This window comes from Kineococcus endophyticus (assembly GCF_040796495.1).
Taxonomy (GTDB): Bacteria; Actinomycetota; Actinomycetes; order Actinomycetales; family Kineococcaceae; genus Kineococcus; species Kineococcus endophyticus.
The window spans coordinates 360910-381095 of record NZ_JBFNQN010000001.1 but is presented as its reverse complement, the minus strand read 5'-3'; the positions used below and the strand labels follow the sequence as shown (position 1 = coordinate 381095).

Sequence of the window (20186 nt, the reverse complement as noted above, 5' to 3'; positions counted from 1 at the left end):
GCACGACGTTCCGGCACGACGAAGGGCCCGTCCGGGTGGACGGGCCCTTCGTCGTTGCGCCGGGGCGTGCTGACGCGGAACGTGGAACGGGCGCCGTGGATGGCTCCACGACGCCCGTTCCGGTCTCACCGCCGCGCGGGCGGTGAGGACGAGTTCACCACTGACCGCGTCGGCGGTCCCAGCGCTGTTCGAGACGCTCCATGAACGATCCGCTCCGCCGCGGCTTCCCCGTCCGCGGCGGGCGCGGAGCGCCCGTGGTGGGAGGCTGCCCGGCGGCCGCACCGGTCGTCCCCCGTGCCGGTGAGAAGGCCCAGATCGTGCCGGCGAGCATGACGATGAAACCGCCCGCCCCCAGCCAGATCTGACTCGTGCTTGCCCCGATGATGAGGAGCACGAGACCCACCACGACGGCAGCGATGCCGATGAGGAGGCGACGTCTGGCGGCGCGTCCGTGGCGGGAACCCTTCATGGCGCTGGCGAACTTGGGATCGTCCGCGGACAGCGCACGTTCCATCTGCTCGAGCAGACGCTGCTCATGTTCCGAGAGCGGCACCTGTACCTCCTGGCGTGCGCACGTTGTTGTTCAAGACTACGACCCCGCGGCGATGGGCGAAACTCGACTTACCACATCGTCCCTCACACGAGGTCGTGCTGTGGCGCAGTTGGCGTGTCTCGTCCCTCGAACGGGAGAACGACGCAGGGTCGTCCCCGGTTCCACCGCAGGTCAGAGGCGTGCGCCGTCCGAGTGGGCGGTCGGGCTCTCCCTCAACGGCGGGTCAGGAGGGTGGCAGGTCTCACACTGCCGGCACCGAAGCGGGCGCCGGCCCGGTCCACGGCGCCGTCGGCGTCGCGCCAGCCGTGGGCGCGCTCCCCCAGGACCAGCTGGCGCGGCGCCGTCGCCGAGTCCGCCAGCCCCTCCAGCCGGACCCCGACGAGCCGCAACCGGGCCCGGTCCAGGGCCAGGGCGTCGAAGAGGTCCCGGGCGGTGGCGTGGATCTCCCGCGTCACGTCGGTGCGTTCGCGCAGGGTGCGGGACCGGGTGATCGTCGTGAAGTCGGCGAAGCGCACCTTCAGGACGACCGTCCGTCCGGCCATCCCCTGCGCCCGGGCCCGGGAGGCGGTCCGTTCGGCCAGGCGCAGCAGCTCGCGGTGCACGTAGCGGGGGTCGTCGACGTCGCGGGGGAACGTCTCCTCCGAACCGATGCTGCGTTCGGGGACCGAGGCGACGACGCGCCGCTCGTCCCGCCCCCAGGCCAGGGCGTGCAGGTGCCGGCCGGTCGCCTCCCCCAGCCCGCGGACCAGCGTGGTGACGGGGGTGTGGGCGATGTCGGCGACCGTGCGCAGCCCGAGCCGCCCCAGCGCCTCGGCGGTGCGCTCACCGACCCCCCACAGCGCCTCGACGGGCAGGGCGTGCAGGAAGGCGACCGTCTGGGCGTGCGGGACGACCAGCAGGCCGTCGGGCTTGGCGCCGCCGGAGGCCAGCTTGGCGACGAACTTCGTCGAGGCCACCCCGACCGAGCAGGTGATGCCCTGCTCGTCGGCGACCCGGTCGCGCAGGAGCTGCCCGATCCGGGCGGGACTGCCGAGCCGGCGGACCGCGCCGGACACGTCGAGGAACGCCTCGTCGAGGCTGAGCGGTTCGACGACGGGGGTGACCGAGCGGAACGCCTCCATGACACCCGCCGAGATCCGCGCGTAGTCCTCGTGGTGGGGCACGAGGACGGTCGCGGTCGGGCACAGGCGGCGGGCGCGGGCCATCGGCATCGCGGCGTGGACGCCGTACCGACGGGCCTCGTAGGTGGCCGACAGCACGACGCCGCGGTCGCCCCCGCCGACGATGACGGGGGTGCCGACGAGGTCGGGCCGGCGCAGCAGCTCCACGGAGGCGTAGAACGCGTCCATGTCGACGTGCAGCACCGTGCACCCGGTGTCGTCGTCGTCCAGGCCCCACCCGGTGGAGGGGTCGGGGCGGACCAGTTGCCGGCGGCTCACCGCGTGCTCCCCCGGCCGGCCCCGGGGAAGGGGTCAGCGGGTGGCGTGCAGGTGCAGGTGCGCGGCCAGGGCGAGCAGCTCCTCGGTCCCCGCGGCGCGCGACTCCAGCTCCCGCAGCAGGGCGAGGGCGTCGTCGGACTCGGTGACGGCGGACGGCACGACGTCGCTGAACGTCCGGGTGCCTTCGACCGCGGTGACGGTGAAGCCGCCCTGCTCGGCGAGCGCCGTGGCCCCGGCACGGTCGAACCGGCGGCACAGCGGGTCGCTCGGACCCCAGCGGTGCTCCTCGCCGGACAGGACGTGCAGGGCCTGCCCGAGCTGACCGGCCAGGACGCGGGCCAGGACGCTCGCCGGCCACTGGGCGACGAGGAGGCTGAGCCGCCCGCCGGGGCGGAGGGTCTCGTGGGCGGCGCGCAGGGCGGCAGCGGGGTCGTCGACGACCTCGAGGACCCCGTGGCAGAGCAGCACGTCGACGCTGCCGGGGGCGAGGAGGGCGGACAGCTCGGTCGCGTCCCCCTGCAACGCCCGGACCCGGTCCGACAGACCGGCCTCCGCCGTGCGGCGCTCCAGCGCCGCGAGTGCGTCGGGCGAGGGGTCGACGACGACGACGCGGTGCCCGAGGGCAGCCACGCGCACGGCGAGACCACCGGTGCCACCACCGAGGTCGACCACGGTGAGCTCGGTGGTGCCCAGGTCCGCGCTCGCGGCGGCGAGCAGTCGCTGGACCCCCTCCCAGAGGACCGTCGACGTGCGGGGGCGGCCCCGTTCCTTCGCCACTCGTTCCTCCAGCCTCGTGCGGTTCCCCGTGCCGGGTGTGGTGCGTCCGGCACTGCGCGCCTCCACCCTAGACACCCCGTCCCGGCGCGCCCGTGCACCTCCGCCGTCACCTCGCTCACCACCTCGCTCGTCACCTCCCCGAGCTGCCGGAGCTGGAGTGCCAGAGCTTGCGCTCCGGTGCGCTGTCGGACGGCTGCGCCGCGGCGGCCCGGCCGATGGAGCGGGAGTTGCGGGTGTCCTCCCCCGCCGGTTTGAGGTCGGCGTACGGCGACTGCCGGAAACCGCTGGCGTGCACGAGGACGCGCCGCCGCCCCATCCCCCCGGCCGCCGAGCCGTGCTCCTCCAGGTGCGTGGGGGCGCCGGCGGGCGGGTTCGCGACGACCGGTCGGCTCGACCGGCTCGCGGCCGCACCCTCCGTCGCGGCGCGGGAGTACTCGGGGTTCGGGGCCGTGGCGATCAGCTCGTGGACGGCCTCGATCCCGCCGGCGGTCCAGGCGTCCCACAGGGCCGGCAGCTCCCAGGCGCCCGTGGCCCGCAAGGACACCCCGCGCGGGCCGGTCCGGCGCAGCACGCCCCGCACGACGAGCAGCCAGGAGTGGAACACCGTCGCCGCGTACGGACCCTGGGCGTCCTCGAAGAAGGTGGCGTCCAGCGGGCCGGTCGTGTCGTCCAGGGTGAGGAAGACGACGCGGCGCCCTGAGCGGACGGGCGGTGTCTGGGTGGCGACCTTCACCCCGGCGACGAGGAGCTCGGCGCGGCTGCGCTGGGAGCGCAGGTCGCGGGCCGGGGTGACCCGCAGCGCCCGCAGCAGCGGCGTGTAGAAGTCGACGACGTGGGCGCTGGCGTCCAACCCGAGCACGTCGAGCTCGGCGCGGACCCGTTCGGGACCGGTCATGTCCGGCAGCCCGCTGAGCGCGACCTCCTCGGGGGCGTCGCCGAGGTCGAGGGCCAGCTGCACCGTGCGGGCGGAGTCGTCGACGGGCCGCGCGGCCTGCGACTGCGAGGCCGCGGCCGCGCGCACGTCGAGCGTCCGGCCCCCCGACCCGCCCTCCAGGGCGCGGGCGTCGATCGGTCTGCGGACCTGCCGGGCGCTCGCCCGCGCCGGGGCGGTGCCCGCGGAACGGCTCCAGCGGTCCAGTTCGGCGACCTGCAGCAGCAGGTCGCGCCGCGTGGTCCGACCCCGGCGCGGCACGGCGTCCCCGGCGCGGCCGACGGGACGCATCCCGTGCAGGGAGTCCAGCGCGCCCGCGAGGACGAGTCGCTCGGTCACCGGGCGGGACGGGCGGGCCCGCTGCCACAGGTCGGCCAGCGACCGGTAGGGCTGACCGGCGACGATCCGCGCCACCTCCGCCTCGGAGATCCCCTTGACGTCGGTGAGGGACAGGCGGATGCCGAACCCCGTGCCGTCGGCGACCCCGGCGCCGAGCCCGTCGGGGTTGCGCACACCCCGGCCACCGAGCCAGGGGTCGAGGTTCTCGGGGTCGCCGGCGACGAGCGGGTCGGGCGGGTCGACCCGTTCCACCCGGTAGGTGTCGCCGGAGGCGTTGACGTCCAGGCCCAGGACGGCGATCCCGAGGTTGCGGGCGTCGTCGAGGATCAGCCGCTTGGGGTACATGCCGGGGTCGTGGGTGAGGACCCCGGCGAGGAACGCCGCCGGGTGGTGGGTCTTGAGCCAGGCCGACTGGTAGGTCGGCAGGGCGAAGGCCGCGGCGTGCGCCTTGCAGAAGCCGAAGGAGGCGAACGCCTTGAGCACCGCCCAGATCCGGTCCACCGTCTCCTCGGGGTAGCCGTGCTCGAGGGCCCCGCGGCGGAACTGGGGTTCCATCTCCTCCTGGCCGGCGCGGGTGCCGAGGTGGCGGCGGTACTCGTCGGACAGTGCGAGGTCGTGGCCGGTCGTGGCCTGGATGAGCTCGATGACCTGCTCGTGGAACACGACGACGCCGCAGGTGGGTTCGAGGACGTGCTTGAGCCGGTCGTCGAGGTACTGCGGTGCGGTCCAGCCCTGCCGGGCCTTGAGGAAGGGCGTGACCATGTCCGACTTCACCGGCCCGGGCCGGAAGAGGGAGATGTCGATGATGATGTCGTCGAAGGTCTGCGGCCCGAACTTGCCGACGAGTTCGCGCTGGCCCGGGGACTCGATCTGGAAGCAGCCGAGGGTGCGGGTGGACTGGATGAGCTTGTAGGTCGCCGGGTCGTCGAGCGGGACCTGCGCCCGGTCGTCGAGGTCGACGTCCGTCTCCTCGACCCGGGCGATCTCCTGCACCGCGTACGCCATGGCGGACTGCATCCGGATCCCGAGGACGTCGAGCTTGAGCAGCCCCATGTCCTCCACGTCGTCCTTGTCGAACTGGCTCATGGGGAAGCCCTTCCAGCTGGCCTCCACGGGAGTCCGGTCCATGAGCGCGGGGTTGGACAGCACGACGCCGCAGGGGTGCAGGGCGATGTGGCGGGGCAGACCGTCGAGGCGCTCGACGAGGTCGAAGAACACGTCGAGGCGTTCCTCACCCAGCCCGCTGCGCTGCAGCTCGGGCAGTTCGGCGATGGCGTTGCGGGCGTCGCGGGCCCGCAGGTGCGGGAACGCGGTGGCGATGGCGTCGACCTCCACCGGGGGCAGTCCCAGCGCCGCACCGACGTCCCGCACGGCGTGGCGGACCCGGTAGCTGTCCATCATCGACACGCACGTCACGCGGTCGCCGCCGAAGCGGTCCAGGACCGCCGCGTAGACGTCCTCGCGGCGGGCCGACTCGACGTCGAGGTCGATGTCGGGCAGCTGCCCGCGGCGCGGGTTGAGGAACCGTTCCATGAGCAGCCGGTGCCCGAGGGGTTCGACGTCGGAGATGCGCAGCAGGTGGTTGACGAGGCTGCCGGCCCCGGACCCGCGGGCGGCGACCCGGACGCCCATCGAGCGGGTGAGGTCGCAGACGTCGGCGACGGTGAGGAAGTAGCTGGCGAACCCGACCTTGCGGATGATGTCGAGCTCGTCGTCGAGGCGGCGCAGGACCTTCGCCTCTCCCTTGAGGTCCGCCCCCGGGTACCGGCGGGCGATCCCGGCCTCGCAGCGGGCGCGCAGGACCGCGTCCTGGTCGGTGTCGCGGGTCAGCCCGAGCGCCTCGGGGTCGGGCAGGTGGTGTCCCCCGATGCCGAGGTCGGTGGCCGGGTCCTGCACGGCGCGGGCGGCGAGCCCGGCGGTGGTGGTCAGCAGGTCGGCGGCCGCGGACGGGTCGCCGACGGCGTGGGCGACGTCGGCCGCGGTGCGGACCATGTCGACGCTGGGCAGGAGGTGGCCCTGCCCGCTGACCCGGTCGGTGTGCCGGGTGTCGAGCGGCACGAGGCGGCGGACCGCGTCGAGCAGGTCGGCGGTCAGGCCGCCGTCCGGCCCGGCCGAGCGGACGGCGGCCGTCAGGACAGCCGGAACCCCTGCGGCGCGGGCGAAGGAGAGCATCCGGGCGGCGTGCTCGACGCTGCCGGCCGTGCCCGGCGGGGCGTGGTGGCAGACCACCTCCACGTGCAGCGAGCCAGCCGGCAGCACCTCGCGCCACCGGCGCAGGACCGCGTGGGCGAGGTCCTCCCGGCGGGCCAGCAGTGCCCGGCCGAGTTCGGACCCCGGCCCGAGCAGGACCGCCAGTGAAGGGCGGCCGTCGGAGCCGCCCGCGTGGGCGGCGACGAGGTCGAGGCTGCTGACGGGGGTGCCCCGTTCCCCGCCGAGGTGGGTGGCGCTCACCAGTCGGCACAGCGCCGCCCAGCCCCGTCCCGCTCCGGCGTCATCGGCCCCGAGGGCCAGGACGGTGACGCGCGGGAGCCTGAGGTCGACGGCCGCCCCACCGCGGACCGGGGCGCGGGACGCCGTGCGGCGCACCGCGACGGAGGGATCGGCCCAGGCGGGCAGACCGTCGGCCAGCCCCGTCGGGGTGGTGGCCAGGTCGACCCCGAGCACGGGAGCCAGACCGGCCTCACCGCAGGCGCGGACGAACTTCACGGCGCCGTAGAGGCCGTCGCGGTCGGTCAGCGCCAGGACGGGCATGCCGAGGTCGGCGGCCCGGGCCACGAGGGCGGAGGGGGTGGAGGTGCCGTACCGCAGGGAGTACCCCGAGGCGACGTGCAGGTGCGGGAACGGTGCGGCGGGTGGAGCGAGGGTGGTCATGGGACGTCCTTCTGGAACGCGCCCGTGGGGAAGACCGGGTGGTGCGGGAGTTGCTGGACCGTACGGGTGGAGCGGTGGAGCGGGCGCGGTCAGCCGGCGAGCGGCTGGAGGGCGCTGAGACCGAGCGTGACCTCGACGACGCGGTGGAACTGCTCGGCGTGGGCCAGGAGGTCGTCGGCGGCCGCGGCGTCCACGACCCCGGTGCGGCCGGCCTCGACCGCAGACCGGACCGCGGCCGTCGCGGCGAACCGGTCGGCCCACTCCTGCAGGCCCGGGTCGAGGGCGGGCAGCATCTCCCAGACGCTGCGCGGCCCCCCGCTGCGCCGGCCGCGGGCGGGCCGGCCGTGCACGGCGACGATCGCGGCCCCGGCCCGCAGGGCGGCCAGGTGGGCGTGGACGTAGCGCTCGGCGACGTCGTCCGTGCGCAGCGCCGCGATCAGCTCGTCCTCGCAGCGAGCGAGGAGGTCGAGGGCGGCCGTCGTCAGCGGGCGCGGGACGCCCGCAGGGACGTCGAAGGTGGTGGGCATCGCGTTCTCCTCCGGTCGTGCGGTCTGGTCTGGCGGTCGGTGGTGTCAGTCGCTGACGCGCAGCAGCTGCCAGTCCCCCGACGCTTCGGACGAAGAGGTACCAGCGACCTCCGACACGGCCGCCGTCCCCGGGGCGACGGCGCGGGCGAGGTCGTAGACGCCGGCGCCGCCCGCCCGGCCGACGCTGGCCTCGACGCGGAAGACCTCGCGTTCGAGGTCGCCGATCTCGAGGACGCGGCGGCGGGCGGGCCGCCCGCCCGGGCCGGTGGCGTCGGAGTCGGTGACGTCACCGTGGACAGCGGCCACGGCCGCGTGCTCCCACCAGGCGCTGCGCTCGCGCCAGCGGGAGAGGACTTCGCGGACGACGTAGAGCCGCCCGCGCCAGATGAACTGCACGGGGGTCTCCTCCCCCTCGTCCGCATCGCCGTAGCGGACGTGCACCGCGTCGGAGAACCGTCGCACCGTCGTCACCCTTCCCCTGTCTCGAGCCGGCACCGCGGCGGAGCGCGCGGTGCGGCGAGCCGGGGGAAGCGGCTCGCGAGCACGCACTCGGGGCGCGGCCCGCGGAGCTTCCCCTCTCCCCGGACCGCGCCTCGAGCGGTCTCATCATGTTCGAACACCGGTTCGAACACATCTCGAAGCTACACCACCGCCCTCAGGACGCGTCAACGGCGAACCGGGTTGTCCACACGACACAGCGTCGAGCCTCGGCGACGGAGGGTCACTGGCCGCGAGGGGTCACCCGGACGGCCCAGCACTTATCCACAGCACCCCGTCCAGCGGCTCCGCACGCCCCCGGAACGTGCGACCGTGCCTGGCGTGATCCCAGCCCGCCCCCTCGTCGCGACCGCCGCCGGCCTCGCCCTCGCCGGCCTGCTCGCGGGGTGTTCGCAGGAGGCGCCGGCGGCCCCGGCACCCGCCGCGGCGGCGACCTCGACAGCGGCCTCGACACCTGGGGGAACTCACCACGAGCACGGCGACGCGCAGGCCACCAGAACGCCCGAGATGAGGGACGACCCGACTCTTTCTCCCGCGACAGCAGGAGTTTCTGTCCCTACGCTGGATGAGCGCGCCAAAGTGCAGGACGAAACTGGAGCAAGCCTCTTCGCTGCATACTTCCTACGCGTCCTCAACCACGCTCGGGAAACGGCTGACTCATCGACCTTGCGTTCGATCTCGGTCGAGTCGTGCACCGGATGCAGGTTCTACTCGGACGTCATCGACGAGTACCGCGAGAAGGGGTACACAACTCCTCAGTTCGTGTTGCAGTTCACCGGCACGAGCATCGACGCATGGGATCCAGCATCTGACTACGCGAAACTCACGGTCACTGTCGATCGACCGGCATACAACACGTTCGACCGAAATGGTTCGATGATCAGCTCTGATGAAGCCGCCCCCGACTCCGAGTTCTGGATGGAAGTCGTCTGGCAGCAAGGACACTGGATGGCGCTGGAGGTTGAGTGACATTGCACCTCAACCGCCTCCGGGTCCACATCTCGACAGTGCTCCTGTCCGCCCCCCTGGTCTTGGTGCTCGACGCAAACCCAGCCAGCGCCGCGCGTCCCCTGCACGACTCCTCCGCCATCGCAGCTGACGACAATGTTTCGATCACAGCAAGGAGGGTCAAGAAACCCGCCGCTGCAAGTCCACAACATGGCTCTCGCCGAACAGGCGCCCCACCCACCACCGTCGTCCGCACCCCGGCCTGCGGTCGCAACGGACCGGAGGGGAGTTTCGGCGACGACTTCTGCGGGGCGTCGCGCGCCAACTGCCCGCCGGGCCAGACGTTCTCGACGACGTGGACGCGGACGGGCGACGCGGCGCAGTGGATCAACCAGGGGACGCGCTGCACGACCGGGGCCGCGGACGCGGCGCCCGTGGTCCTGCCGACGGTGACGGTCTCGGACCTGCGGCGGGTGGGGTTGCCGGCGAGCCCGGTGCACCTGCAGCCGGACGACGGCCAGGCCCTCCTCAACGTCCCCCTCGTCCTGCGCACGACGGGCGGGACGGTGGTCCGCGACACGACGGTCCTGGGTTTCCCGGTCCGCATCCGGGCGACGCCGACGAGCTGGACGTGGGACCTGGGCGACGGCAGCCGGCTCGGACCGACGAGCGACCCGGGACGGGCGTACCCGCGCCAGACGCTCACGCACACGTACACCACCCCCGGCGACCGGACGGTGACGCTGACGACGACGTGGTCCGGGGAGTACTCCATCGCGGGGCTGCCGTACCGACCCGTCGAGGGGACGGCGACCACCGTCTCCCCCGGCGTCGGCGTCCACGTCCTCGCCGGGCGGAACGTCCTGACCGCTCCGGACGACTGAGGGACCGCCTCTCGTGCGTGACGTCCCGACACCCCCGAGGACCCGGGAGGTGCTGCAACGTCACACACGGCGTCGCTCGGCGCGACGGGGGGCGAGAACGGTTCTACGCTGAGGGTGCATGAGGTGGACGGTGCGCCAGGGACCCGCCGAGGGCGGCGGCTCACTGACGACCGCACCCTCAGGACCCTCCCTCTCCGTGCTCGCCGTCCCGGCCGTCGAGAGCACCGCCGAGGCGCTCCTCGACCTCGACGCGGCAGGCGGTGTCGTCGAGGTCCCCGCGACGCTGCAGGGCCCGGCCGGGCTCGCCCGCCACCTCGGCGTCCCGCTGGCCGCGGTGGCCGCCACCGCCGTCCTGCGCACCCGGGACGACCGGCACCTCTTCGTCATCTCCTCCGCGGCGCACCCGCTCTTCGCCCCGGCGCTGGCGGCCGTGCTGTGCGAACCGGAGCTGTTCCAGGACGACGACACGGACGTGCTGCGCCGCACCGGGTCCGTCCTCGGGTCGGCGTCACCGCTGGGACTGGCCGAGCCGCTGCCGACCTTCGTCGACGTCGCCCTCGCCCCCCACCCCCAGGTCTGGGTCCCGGCGGGCCACCCGCACGCCGTCTTCCGCACCCGCTACGACGAACTCCTCCGCCTCACGAGCGGACACCCCGTCGAACTCGGATGACCCACCGCACCGGGACGAGCGGACTGCTCGAGGGCTTCGCCGTCCACCGCGCCGGGTCGACCGACCCCGCCGACCCCCTGCTGGTCCTCGTGCACGGGCTCGGTGGCGCCGCCACGGCGTGGTCGCTCGTCGTGCCCCACCTCGCCGCCGACCACCGCCTCCTCCTGCTGGACCTGCCGGGGCACGGCCAGGCCCCGCCGGTCCCGCCGGGTTCCATGACCCCCCGGTCGCTGGGGAACCGGTTGCACCGCTTCGCGACGGCGCAGGGCGAACCGGTGCACCTCGTGGGTCACTCCCTCGGCGGGTGGGTGACGCTGGAGGCCGCGGCCGGGGAACGCGACGGGGTGGTCGCGGACGTCACGGCCTTCACCCCGGCGGGGTTGTGGTCCACCCCGCGACGGCGGCCACCGCTGCTGCCCACCGGTCAGCAGTTCGCGCGCTGGGCCGGCCGGTTGCCGCCGCAGGTCCTCACCACGCGGCTCGGGGTCACGCTCGCGCTGGCGACGACGAGCACGGCCCCGCGCAACCTGCCCGCCGAGGTGGTGCGCGAGGCCCTGCGGGCCATCGCCACCGCGCCCGGCTACGTCGCCGCCGACGCGGGCATCGCGACGGGCGCCTTCACCCGCGCGTCCGAGGTCCGGGCCCCCGTGACGGTGGTGGCGGGCGGACGCGACCGGGTGCTGCCGCCTGAGTTCTGCCGCCGGGAGGCGGCCCCCGCGCACACGCGCTGGATCGAGTGGCCGGACTGCGGGCACGTCCCGACGTGGGACCACCCCGCCGAGTGCGCCCGGGTGGTGCGCGAGCAGGTGGACGGTCCCGACCGCGGATAGCCTCACCGCGTGAGACCCCCGGAACTCGTGACGCTGGACGTCTGGACCGTTGCGGCGCACGACGTTCCCCGCGCCGTGTGGCGGATGGCGGCGGACCGCCGCGCTCTGCGGCGGCTGCCCGGGGCCGGTTTCGCCAAGCTCCTGGGCACCGGGGACGGCCGCACCTTCACCGTCCGCGACGCCGACCCGCTGCGCTGGGCGGCGCTCGTGGCGTGGGACTCGGCCGCCGACGCCGACCGGTTCGACGGCTCGGCGCCGGCGCGCGCCTGGGGCCGGATAGCCCGCGAGCACGCGCAGTTCCGCCTCGCCCCGGCCGGCAGCCGCGGGCGGTGGTCCGGCCGCGAACCCTTCGGCGCTACCGCGCACCCCCCGCAGGACGGCCCCGTCGCCTCCATCACCCGCGCCCGGCTCCGGCCGACCCGGGCGGCCTCGTTCTGGCGGGCGGTGCCGCCGGTGGCCGAGGAGCTGCACACCGTGCCGGGCCTGCGCTGCGCGTTCGGGATCGGGGAGGCGCCGCTGGGCTACCAGGGGACGTTCTCCCTGTGGGACTCGACGGACGCGCTGCGCGAGTTCGCCCACCGCCGGGCCGCCCACCGCGACGTCATGCAGCGCACGCCCACGGAGGGCTGGTACGCCGAGGAGCTGTTCGCCCGGTTCGGGGTGGTCGAGGTCCGCGGCACCCTGGACGGTCGCACCCCGTGAACCCCGTGGAACCGGAGGACGTCGTCCGGCCCCGGAGGGCCCGTGTCGGACCCCGCTCCTAGAGTGCTCGCCGTGCCCTCCTCCCTGTCCCGGACGCTCAGCGGTGCCCTCGCGGCCGGGGCCGTGCTCACCCAGGTCGCTCACCCGTTGCTGCGCGGGGAGAGGTTGCGCCGGACCACGATCGGGTCGGTCGTCGCCTTCGCGGCGGCGTCGGTGACGGACGCCGCACGTCGGGGCGGGCCCCGCGCGGCCGCGACGACGCTCGCCGTCGCCGGGGGTCTCGGGCTCGTCGCCGAGGCCGTCGGGACGCGGACGGGCCGCCCCTTCGGCCCGTACCGCTACGCGGGGACGCTGGGCCCCCAGGTGCTCGACGTGCCCGTCGTGGTGCCGCTGGCCTGGACGATGATGGCCCACCCCTCGGTGCGGCTCGGGCGGCACCTCGCGAGGGACCTGCCGGCCGGGGTCCGGGACGTCGCGACGGTCGCGACCGCAGCGTGGACGCTCGCGTCCTGGGACCTCTTCCTCGACCCGCAGATGACGGCTGCCGGGCACTGGGCCTTCCAGACGCCGCGGCCGCACCTGCCCGGCGTGCCGGGGATCCCCCTGACCAACTACGCCGGCTGGCTGCTGACGGCGGTGGCCATCTGCGGCGCTGCGCACGCCACGACCCGCGACACCCCCGGCACGACCGCGCCGCAGACCGTCCCCGCGGTCCTCCTGGGCTGGACGTGGCTCGGGTCCACGCTCGGCAACGCGGTGTTCTTCCGGCGGCCGGTGGTCGCCGCCTACGGCGGCGTCGCCATGGGCCTCACCGTCCTGCCCTACCTGCGCTCGGTCCTGGCCGGCCGGGGCACGCGCCCGTGAGGGCGTGGCGCGCCCTGACCTGGGCCGGGTCGGCGAGCGCCGTCGCGCTCACGGTGCACTCGCTGCTCAACGCCCGCGGCCTGCGGGTGCCGGTCCTGGACCCGCCCCCGGTGCCGGGCCGCGTCAGCGTCCTCGTCCCCGCGCGCGACGAGGAGGAGGACCTGCCGGCGTGCCTGGCCTCCCTGCTCGACCAGGTCGAGGTCCCCGACTACGAGGTCGTCGTCGTCGACGACGCCTCGAGCGACCGGACGGCCGAGGTGGTCGAGGCCTTCGCGGCGGCCGACCCGCGGGTGCGGCTGGTCCGCAGCGGCGGGCCGCGCCCGGGCTGGCTGGGCAAGACCTCGGCCTGCGACGAGGCCGCCGGCCACGCGACGGGCGAGGTGCTCGTGTTCGTGGACGCGGACGTCGTGCTCGCCCCGCACGCGGTGGCGGCGGCGGTGGACCTGCTGCGCCGCACCGGTCTCGACGTGGTCTGCCCCTACCCCCGGCAGCTCGCGCTGACGTGGAGCGAACGCCTCGTGCAGCCGCTGCTGCAGTGGTCGTGGTTGACGACGCTGCCGCTGCGGAGGGCGGAGGTCTCGCCCCGGCCGTCGCTGGCGGCGGCGAACGGGCAGTTCCTCGTCGTGGACGCCGCCACGTACCGCCGGGCGGGCGGGCACGCGGCCGTGCGGGGTGAGGTGCTGGACGACCTCGCGCTGCTGCGGGCGGTCAAGGCCGTCGGCGGTCGCGGCGGCGTCGCCGACGGGACCGCGCTGGCCACCTGCCGGATGTACGGCGGCTGGGGGGACCTGCGGGACGGGTACACCAAGTCGCTCTGGTCCGCGTTCGGCTCCGCCCCGGCGGCCGCGGCCGTCGGCGCCGGGCTCGTCGTGACGTACCTCGTCCCGCCGGCCGCGGCGCTGGCCGGCTCCCCCGTCGGCGCCGTCGGCTACCTCGCGGGGGTCGTCGGGCGGTACGCGGCGGCCGAGCGCACCGGTGGTCGCTCCGTGCCGGACGCGTTCTGGCACCCCGCCTCGGTGGCGCTGCTGCTCGGGCTGCTCGGGGACTCCTGGCGCCGCCGCCGCCGTGGCGGCCTGGTCTGGAAGGGGCGGTCGCTCTGAGCCGCGTGGTGGTCGTCGGCGCCGGGTTCGGCGGGTTGTCGGTCGCGGCACGCCTCGCCGCGCAGGGGCACGCGGTCGAGGTCTTCGAGCAGGGGCCGCAGGTGGGCGGCAAGCTCGGCTGGTTCAGCCGGGACGGCTTCTCCTTCGACACCGGCCCCTCGCTGCTGACGCTCCCGGCGGTCCAGCGCGACCTGTTCCTCAAGACCGGCGACCCCGTCGAGTCCGTGCTCGACGTCGTCCAGCTGGACCCGGTGGCCCACTACCGCTTCGCCGACGGGACCGAGGTCGACCTGCCCGGCGGCGGGCTGCCGCAGGTGGCGCGTGCGCTCGACGACGCGCTGGGCGCGGGCACGGGGGCGCAGTGGACGGCGTTCCAGCGCCGCGCGGCCGAGATCTGGGACGTGGCGCGCGAACCGTTCCTGGAGTCCGCCCTCGAGGGGCCGAAGACGCTGCTGCGCCTGGCGAAGGACGTCCGCGGGCTGCGGACGGTCGCGCCGTGGTCGTCGCTGCGGGGCGTGGGGCGCCAGTACCTGCATGACCCGCGGCTGCGGACACTGCTGGACCGCTACGCGACCTACTCCGGGTCCGACCCGGGCCGGGCCCCCGCGGCGCTGGCCACCGTCCCGTTCGTCGAGCAGGCCTTCGGCGCCTGGTACGTGCGCGGCGGCCTGCACCTGCTGGCCCAGGCGGTGGCCGACCGCGCCCGCGAGCGCGGGGCGCGCATCACGACGGACGCCCCCGTCGACCGCGTGCTGGAGGAGGGCGGCCGGGCGGCGGGCGTGCGGCTGGCCGACGGGAGGCAGGTGCGGGCCGACGTCGTCGTCTCGGCCGTCGACGCCGCCCGGCTCTACGGCGACCTGCTGCCCCGGCCCCGGTTGCGGCCGCCGCGCCGGCTGCGGTCCAGCTCGGGGTTCGTCCTGCTGCTGGCCCTGGAGGGCCGCACCCCCGGGCTGCGGCACCACACCGTGCTCTTCCCCGACGACTACGACGCGGAGTTCGCCGACCTCGCCGCGGGCCGTCCCGTGGCCGACCCGACCGTCTACGTCAGCGCCCCGGACGACCCTGCGCTACGGCCCTCGGACGACACCGAGGCGTGGTTCGTCCTGGTCAACGCGCCCGTCCACGACCCGCAGCACGGCGGCACGGACTGGCGCTCGGAGGACCTGGTGCGCCGGCACACCGACGTCGTCCTCGACGCGCTCGCCCGCCGCGGGTTGGACGTGCGGTCCCGGCTGCGGTGGGCGGAAGTCCGCACCCCGGCCGACCTGGAAGAACGCACCGGCAGCGACGGGGGCGCGATCTACGGCACGGCGAGCAACGGGGCGCGCTCGGCGTTCCTGCGCCCGGCCAACCGCTCTCCCGTCCCGGGGCTGTTCCTGGTGGGCGGGTCGTCGCACCCGGGCGGGGGGTTGCCGCTCGTGGGGCTCTCGGCGCGCATCGTCACCGACCTCGTCGGCCCCGCCTGAGGGCGGCGCGGCTCAGAGCCGGCGGACCACCGCGCCGGTCACCTGGACGATGCCGATGAGCCCGAGGACGGCCCAGACCCCGGCCCCCAGGGTCGCCCAGTCGAGCCAGACGACGATGGCCGTGGCGATGGCGCAGCTCGCCGCCAGGGCCAGGCGGACGGGACGTTCGGCGACCGAGACGACGGTCACGTCGTCCACGCCCAGGCCCTGCGCCCGAGCCCTGACGTACTCCTGCAGCTGCGCCAGGCCACCGGCGACGAGGACGAGCCACGCCGGGGCCCCGCACCCCCAGAGCACGACGGCGCAGGCGCCGTCGCCGATCCGGTCGACGACGGCGTCGAGCAGCGCGCCCCGCCGGGAGGTGCGGCCGGTCATGACGGCCACGGCACCGTCGAGGTTGTCGAAGACCCCGGCCGCGGCGAGCAGCACCCCGGCCCCCACGGCGGCGGCCCCGCCGCGACCACCCGCGACGGCGAGCGCCGCGGCGGCGACGGCCAGCGCCGCGCCGACCAGGGTGACGACCCAGGGCGCCGTCCCGGCCGCCGCCAGGGGTCGGGCCAGGACGTGGGCGCCGCTGAGCCAGCCGCGCACCAGCGCGTTGGCGTGCGTGCCGCCGTGCAGCGCGCTCCAGCGCTGCAGGTACGCCTCCCGGTCCATCACCACGCCTCCCACCGTAGGAGACGACCCCCCGTGACCTGCCTGTGACCAGCACCGACGTCCGTTCGCCCGTGTCGGGGGTCATGCCTAGAGTGCCCCTGTGCCGCCCACCCCCAGTGTCGAGTCAACGGCTGTCGAGATGAGTTCCCCGCTCCGGGCGACGGCTGAACTGCGGACCGCCGTGTCGAGGGTCCTCGAGGAGTTCCTCCACGACCAGACCGCCGTCCTGCGCGAGGTCAGCGCCGACTGCGACCCCGTCCTCGACGCGATCGCGGCCCTCCTGCGCGGGGGCAAACGGCTGCGCCCCGCGTTCTGCTTCTGGGGGTACCACGGCGTGGCCGAGGACCTGCCGGACGACGGCATCGTCACGGCCGCCGCGGCGCTGGAGCTGTTCCAGGCGGCCGCGCTCATCCACGACGACGTCATGGACGACTCCGACACGCGCCGCGGCCAGCCCGCCGTGCACCGCCGGTTCGAGGCGCTGCACCGCGAGCAGGACTGGGAGGGCAGCCGGACGCGCTTCGGCCTGGCCGGCGCCGTCCTCGCGGGCGACCTGTGCCTGAGCTGGAGCGACGAGCTGTTCTCCCGCAGCGAGCTGCCCGCCGAGGCGATGCTGCGCGGCCGCCGCGTCTTCAACACGATGCGCACCCAGCTCATGGGCGGTCAGTACCTCGACATGCTGGAGCAGGCGTCCTCGACGCAGCGCGGCAGCGACGGCGCGGTCGACCGGGCCCGCCGGGTCCTGACGTTCAAGAGCGCCAAGTACTCCATCGAGCACCCGCTGCTGCTCGGCGGGTCCCTCGCCGGGGCCTCGACCGACCTCCTGGCGGACTACTCCCGCTTCGGGCTCGCCCTCGGGGAGGCGTTCCAGCTGCGCGACGACGTGCTCGGCGTCTTCGGCGACCCGGCCGAGACGGGCAAGCCGGCCGGCGACGACCTGCGCGAGGGCAAGCGGACCGTCCTGGTCGGCCTGGCCGTGCAGAACGCGACCCCCGCGCAGGCCGAGACGGTGCGCCGGCTGCTGGGGGACCCCGACCTGACGACGGAAGGTGTGGACATGTTGCGCGACGTCCTGACGGACACCGGGGCCCTCGCGGGGGTGGAGGCGCTGATCGAGCAGCAGGTCGGGGTGGCCTGCGCGACCCTCGACGGCGCCGACCTCACCGAGGACGCCCGCGGGGCGCTGCACGCCCTCGTCGTGGCGGCCACGAGCAGGCGCTCGTGAGCGCGCTGGACTGGCTGCCGGGCCGCACCCGGCACGTCGCCGGACGCACCGACGACGTCGTGGTGGTGGGGGCCGGCCTCGCGGGGCTGTCCGCAGCCATGCGGCTGGCCGGAGCCGGGCGCAACGTCACGGTCCTCGAACGCGAGGACGTCCCGGGCGGTCGGGCCGGGCTGGTCGTCAAGGACGGGTACCGGTTCGACACCGGGCCGACTGTCCTGACGATGCCGGACCTCATCGCCGACTGCTTCGACGCGCTCGGCGAGGACATGCACGACTGGCTGGACCTGCACCCGGTCGATCCGCTCTACCGGGGCAACTACGCCGACGGCACCTCGCTGCACGTCTCGGCGGACGTCGAGCGCACCGCGCAGGCGATCGGTGAGCTGTGCGGGGCGGCCGAGGCGGACGGCTACCGCCGCTTCGTCGACCACGTCGCGAACCTGTACCGGTGGGAGATCCGCGACTTCATCGACAGCAACATCGACACCCCGCTGGACCTGCTCAAGCCGAACCTCGTGCGGCTGCTGGCGGCCGGGGGGTTCAAGAAGCTGGCCCCCGAGGTCGGCAAGTTCCTCAAGGACCCCCGCACCCAGCGGATGTTCTCCTTCCAGGCCCTGTACGCGGGGTTGTCGCCGTACGACGCCCTGGCGCTGTACGCGGTCATCGCGTACATGGACTCCGTCGCGGGGGTGTTCTTCCCCAAGGGCGGCATGCACGCCCTGCCGACGGCGATGGCGGCGGCCGCCGAGAAGCACGGCGTCCAGTTCCACTACGGCGCCACGGTCGACCGCGTCGAGCGCGAGGGCGGGCGCGCGACGGCCGTCACGACGACGGACGGGCGCCGGTTCCCGGCCGACGTCGTCGTCCTGAACCCCGACCTGCCCGTGGCCCGCGAGAAGCTGCTCGGCAAGCCGGTGCGCCGCAACCTGTCGTACTCCCCCAGCTGCTACCTGCTGCTGGCCGGGTCCTCGAAGGACTACCCGGACCCGGTGCACCACTCCATCCACTTCGGGAACGCGTGGAAGGAGGTGTTCGCCGAACTGCTCGACGGCCGCCTCATGAGCGACCCGTCGGTGCTCGTGTCGCGCCCGACCGTGTCCGACCCGTCCCTGGCCCCCGCGGGCAAGCACATCTACTACGTGCTGTTCCCGACCCCGTCGCTGTCGGCGGGGTCCTCCCCGCTGGACTGGGACCGCATCGCGCCGCGGTACCGCGAGCACGTCATGGCGACGCTCGAGCAGCGCGGGTACACCGGGTTCGCCGAGGGCGTCGAGGTCGAGGACGTGACGACGCCCGCCGACTGGGAGCGGCGCGGCATGGCCGACGGCGCGCCCTTCGCGGCCTCGCACTCCTTCCGCCAGACGGGCCCGTTCCGGCCCGGCAACCTCTGGGGCGAGAACGTCGTGTTCACCGGGTCCGGCACCCAGCCCGGCGTCGGGGTCCCGATGGTCCTGGTGTCGGGCCGACTGGCCGCCGAACGCGTCACCGGCCGCGACCGCAGCTACACCTCCCGCGCCTGGCGGAGCGTGTGATCCCCCGCAGCAGCGCCGTCTGCCTCGACGCCGCCGCGCAGGACGACCCGGCCCTGGTGGACCCGGACCTGCGCGAGGCGTTCGAGGCGTGCCGCCTCCTGCACGCCGAGCACGGCAAGACGTACTACCTCGCGACGCTCCTCCTGCCGCCGGCCAAGCGGCCGTACGTCTGGGCGCTCTACGGCTTCGCGCGGTACGCCGACGAGTTCGTGGACTCCCTGACGGACCCGGACCCGGACGCCCTCGTGCGGTGGTCGGACGAGTTCCTCGCGTCCCTCGACGTTCAGGACGCCGCCGAGCCCGTGGGGCGGGCGATGGCGGCGACGATGCGCCGCTGGGACCTGCCGCGCGAGCACGTTGAGGCGTTCCTGGAGTCCATGCGGATGGACATCACGACGACCGGGTACGCCACGTACGAGGACCTGCGCCACTACGTCTACGGCTCGGCGGCCGTCATCGGGCTGGAGATGCTGCCGATCCTCGAACCGCTGACCCCGGACGCGGTACCGCGCGCCCGGGCGCTCGGCGAGGCGTTCCAGCTGACGAACTTCGTCCGCGACGTCGGTGAGGACCTGGACCGCGGACGCGTGTACGTGCCCGAGGAGGACCTCGCCCGCTTCGGGCTCACGCGGGAGGACCTCTTCGCCGCGCGGGCCGCGGGCACGACCCCGCAGGCGGTCCGCGACGTGCTCGCCTTCGAGGCCGAGCGGACGCGGGAGCTGTACGCGTACGCCGAGCCGGGGCTGGACATGGTCCACCCCACGTCGCGGGACTGCCTGCGCACGGCCTACCTGCTGTACGGCGGGATCCTCGGGGAGGTCGAGGCCGCGGGCTTCGACGTGCTGTCGCGCCGCGTCAAGGTCGGGATGGGCCGGCGGCTCGCCGTCGCCGTGCCCGGCCTGGTCCGCGCGCGCCTCGCCCGCCGGGACGAGGCGCGCTGGACCACCGCCTCCTGAGCACCGGGCTCGGGCGGCTCAGAAGCTGAGCGCCTGGGCCCGTCGCCGGATCTCGGTCTTGCGGTTGGCCCGCAGCGCGTCGATGGGGGTCCCCGGCAGGGTGTCGTCAGGAGTGAAGAGCCAGGCCAGCGCCTCCACGTCGGTGTACCCCGAGTCCATGAGGACCGACAGGGTCCCCTTGAGGTGGTTCAGCGGCCCCTCGTCGGTGACGAACGCGGCCGGGACCTGGGCCACGGAGCGCTCGCCCCGCCGGACCGCGACGAGCTCGCGCTCCTGCAGCCAGCGACGCACGACGCGCTGGTCCTGGCCGGTCCGCTCGGCGACGTCGGGGACGGTCAGCCACTCCGGGACGAGGCCGTCCAGCTCCTCGGTGCTCTTCTCCCGGGCGATCTCTGCTCTCAGCGGTGCAACCACCCC

The 20186-nt window shown here is 74.9% G+C and carries 19 protein-coding genes; 11 read left to right on the top strand and 8 right to left on the bottom strand.

Annotated elements, in window-relative coordinates:
* Positions 1 to 154: 154 nt before the first annotated feature.
* The 6 genes from AB1207_RS01825 to AB1207_RS01800 all read right to left on the bottom strand — a co-directional run bounded on the left by AB1207_RS01825 (position 155) and on the right by AB1207_RS01800 (position 7908).
* On the bottom strand, positions 155 to 553 hold the full coding sequence (locus tag AB1207_RS01825; protein WP_367636058.1) for an SCO2097 family morphological protein: 399 nt from the start codon (positions 551 to 553) through the stop codon (positions 155 to 157).
* 212 nt (positions 554 to 765) lie between these two features.
* Positions 766 to 1992: a DNA polymerase IV gene (gene dinB / locus AB1207_RS01820; protein WP_367636056.1), complete on the bottom strand. Its 1227-nt coding sequence runs from the start codon at positions 1990 to 1992 to the stop codon at positions 766 to 768.
* A 33-nt stretch (positions 1993 to 2025) separates the two neighbouring features.
* The gene (locus AB1207_RS01815) at positions 2026 to 2769 is read right to left on the bottom strand and encodes a methyltransferase domain-containing protein (RefSeq protein WP_367636054.1); all 744 of its coding nucleotides are present in this window, start codon (positions 2767 to 2769) and stop codon (positions 2026 to 2028) included.
* Between the two features lie 130 nt (positions 2770 to 2899).
* Positions 2900 to 6910 (bottom strand): DNA polymerase III subunit alpha, encoded by a 4011-nt coding sequence (locus tag AB1207_RS01810; protein WP_367636053.1) that lies wholly within the window; start codon positions 6908 to 6910, stop codon positions 2900 to 2902.
* 89 nt (positions 6911 to 6999) lie between these two features.
* Positions 7000 to 7437, bottom strand: a complete 438-nt coding sequence (locus AB1207_RS01805) for an SAV_6107 family HEPN domain-containing protein (RefSeq protein ID WP_367636052.1) — start codon at positions 7435 to 7437, stop codon at positions 7000 to 7002.
* 45 nt (positions 7438 to 7482) lie between these two features.
* Entirely contained in the window at positions 7483 to 7908 is a 426-nt protein-coding gene (locus AB1207_RS01800; RefSeq protein ID WP_367636051.1) for a DUF6504 family protein, read from the bottom strand.
* A gap of 348 nt (positions 7909 to 8256) precedes the next feature.
* Here AB1207_RS01800 and AB1207_RS01795 point away from each other — a divergent pair, with 348 nt between their 5' ends.
* From AB1207_RS01795 to AB1207_RS01760, 8 genes are all read left to right on the top strand, one after another.
* The gene (locus tag AB1207_RS01795; protein WP_367636050.1) at positions 8257 to 8904 is read left to right on the top strand and encodes a DUF6318 family protein; all 648 of its coding nucleotides are present in this window, start codon (positions 8257 to 8259) and stop codon (positions 8902 to 8904) included.
* 413 nt (positions 8905 to 9317) lie between these two features.
* Positions 9318 to 9767, top strand: a complete 450-nt coding sequence (locus AB1207_RS01790) for a PKD domain-containing protein (protein WP_367636049.1) — start codon at positions 9318 to 9320, stop codon at positions 9765 to 9767.
* A 118-nt stretch (positions 9768 to 9885) separates the two neighbouring features.
* Positions 9886 to 10437 carry an aminoacyl-tRNA deacylase gene (locus tag AB1207_RS01785; protein ID WP_367636048.1) on the top strand — a complete coding sequence of 184 codons (552 nt, stop codon included), beginning with the start codon at positions 9886 to 9888 and terminating at the stop codon, positions 10435 to 10437.
* Positions 10434 to 11267: an alpha/beta fold hydrolase gene (locus AB1207_RS01780; protein WP_367636047.1), complete on the top strand. Its 834-nt coding sequence runs from the start codon at positions 10434 to 10436 to the stop codon at positions 11265 to 11267. Before AB1207_RS01785 ends, AB1207_RS01780 begins: the two co-directional genes overlap by 4 nt.
* Positions 11268 to 11276: 9 nt before the next feature.
* Positions 11277 to 11969 (top strand): monooxygenase, encoded by a 693-nt coding sequence (locus AB1207_RS01775; protein WP_367636046.1) that lies wholly within the window; start codon positions 11277 to 11279, stop codon positions 11967 to 11969.
* Between the two features lie 72 nt (positions 11970 to 12041).
* On the top strand, positions 12042 to 12833 hold the full coding sequence (locus AB1207_RS01770; protein WP_367636045.1) for a carotenoid biosynthesis protein: 792 nt from the start codon (positions 12042 to 12044) through the stop codon (positions 12831 to 12833).
* Positions 12830 to 13933 carry a glycosyltransferase family 2 protein gene (locus AB1207_RS01765; protein WP_367636044.1) on the top strand — a complete coding sequence of 368 codons (1104 nt, stop codon included), beginning with the start codon at positions 12830 to 12832 and terminating at the stop codon, positions 13931 to 13933. The genes AB1207_RS01770 and AB1207_RS01765 overlap by 4 nt, the downstream gene beginning before the upstream one ends.
* Positions 13930 to 15399: a phytoene desaturase family protein gene (locus AB1207_RS01760; protein WP_367636151.1), complete on the top strand. Its 1470-nt coding sequence runs from the start codon at positions 13930 to 13932 to the stop codon at positions 15397 to 15399. Before AB1207_RS01765 ends, AB1207_RS01760 begins: the two co-directional genes overlap by 4 nt.
* A 12-nt stretch (positions 15400 to 15411) precedes the next feature.
* Here the strand turns inward: AB1207_RS01760 and AB1207_RS01755 are convergent, their stop codons facing one another.
* On the bottom strand, positions 15412 to 16056 hold the full coding sequence (locus tag AB1207_RS01755; RefSeq protein WP_367636150.1) for a CDP-alcohol phosphatidyltransferase family protein: 645 nt from the start codon (positions 16054 to 16056) through the stop codon (positions 15412 to 15414).
* Between the two features lie 139 nt (positions 16057 to 16195).
* On the opposite strand from AB1207_RS01755, the gene AB1207_RS01750 reads away from it, so the two are divergent.
* From AB1207_RS01750 to AB1207_RS01740, 3 genes are read left to right on the top strand one after another with little or no spacing between them, the layout of a single operon-like run.
* Complete coding sequence (locus AB1207_RS01750) at positions 16196 to 17281, top strand: polyprenyl synthetase family protein (protein WP_367636043.1); 1086 nt, start codon at positions 16196 to 16198, stop codon at positions 17279 to 17281.
* Complete coding sequence (gene crtI, locus AB1207_RS01745; RefSeq protein ID WP_367636042.1) at positions 17278 to 18813, top strand: phytoene desaturase family protein; 1536 nt, start codon at positions 17278 to 17280, stop codon at positions 18811 to 18813. Before AB1207_RS01750 ends, crtI begins: the two co-directional genes overlap by 4 nt.
* Complete coding sequence (locus AB1207_RS01740) at positions 18810 to 19769, top strand: phytoene/squalene synthase family protein (RefSeq protein WP_367636041.1); 960 nt, start codon at positions 18810 to 18812, stop codon at positions 19767 to 19769. Before crtI ends, AB1207_RS01740 begins: the two co-directional genes overlap by 4 nt.
* An 18-nt stretch (positions 19770 to 19787) precedes the next feature.
* Here AB1207_RS01740 and AB1207_RS01735 read toward each other — a convergent pair whose 3' ends face one another.
* Positions 19788 to 20183, bottom strand: a complete 396-nt coding sequence (locus AB1207_RS01735) for an Rv2175c family DNA-binding protein (protein ID WP_367636040.1) — start codon at positions 20181 to 20183, stop codon at positions 19788 to 19790.
* Positions 20184 to 20186: the final 3 nt, after the last annotated feature.

Coding starts and splice junctions, on each gene's coding strand:
- AB1207_RS01810 (WP_367636053.1), bottom strand. CDS start 6,910: ATGACCACCCTCGCTCCACCCGCCGCACCGTTCCCGCACCTGCACGTC.
- AB1207_RS01805 (WP_367636052.1), bottom strand. CDS start 7,437: ATGCCCACCACCTTCGACGTCCCTGCGGGCGTCCCGCGCCCGCTGACG.
- AB1207_RS01785 (WP_367636048.1), top strand. CDS start 9,886: ATGAGGTGGACGGTGCGCCAGGGACCCGCCGAGGGCGGCGGCTCACTG.
- AB1207_RS01780 (WP_367636047.1), top strand. CDS start 10,434: ATGACCCACCGCACCGGGACGAGCGGACTGCTCGAGGGCTTCGCCGTC.
- AB1207_RS01755 (WP_367636150.1), bottom strand. CDS start 16,056: ATGGACCGGGAGGCGTACCTGCAGCGCTGGAGCGCGCTGCACGGCGGC.
- AB1207_RS01750 (WP_367636043.1), top strand. CDS start 16,196: ATGAGTTCCCCGCTCCGGGCGACGGCTGAACTGCGGACCGCCGTGTCG.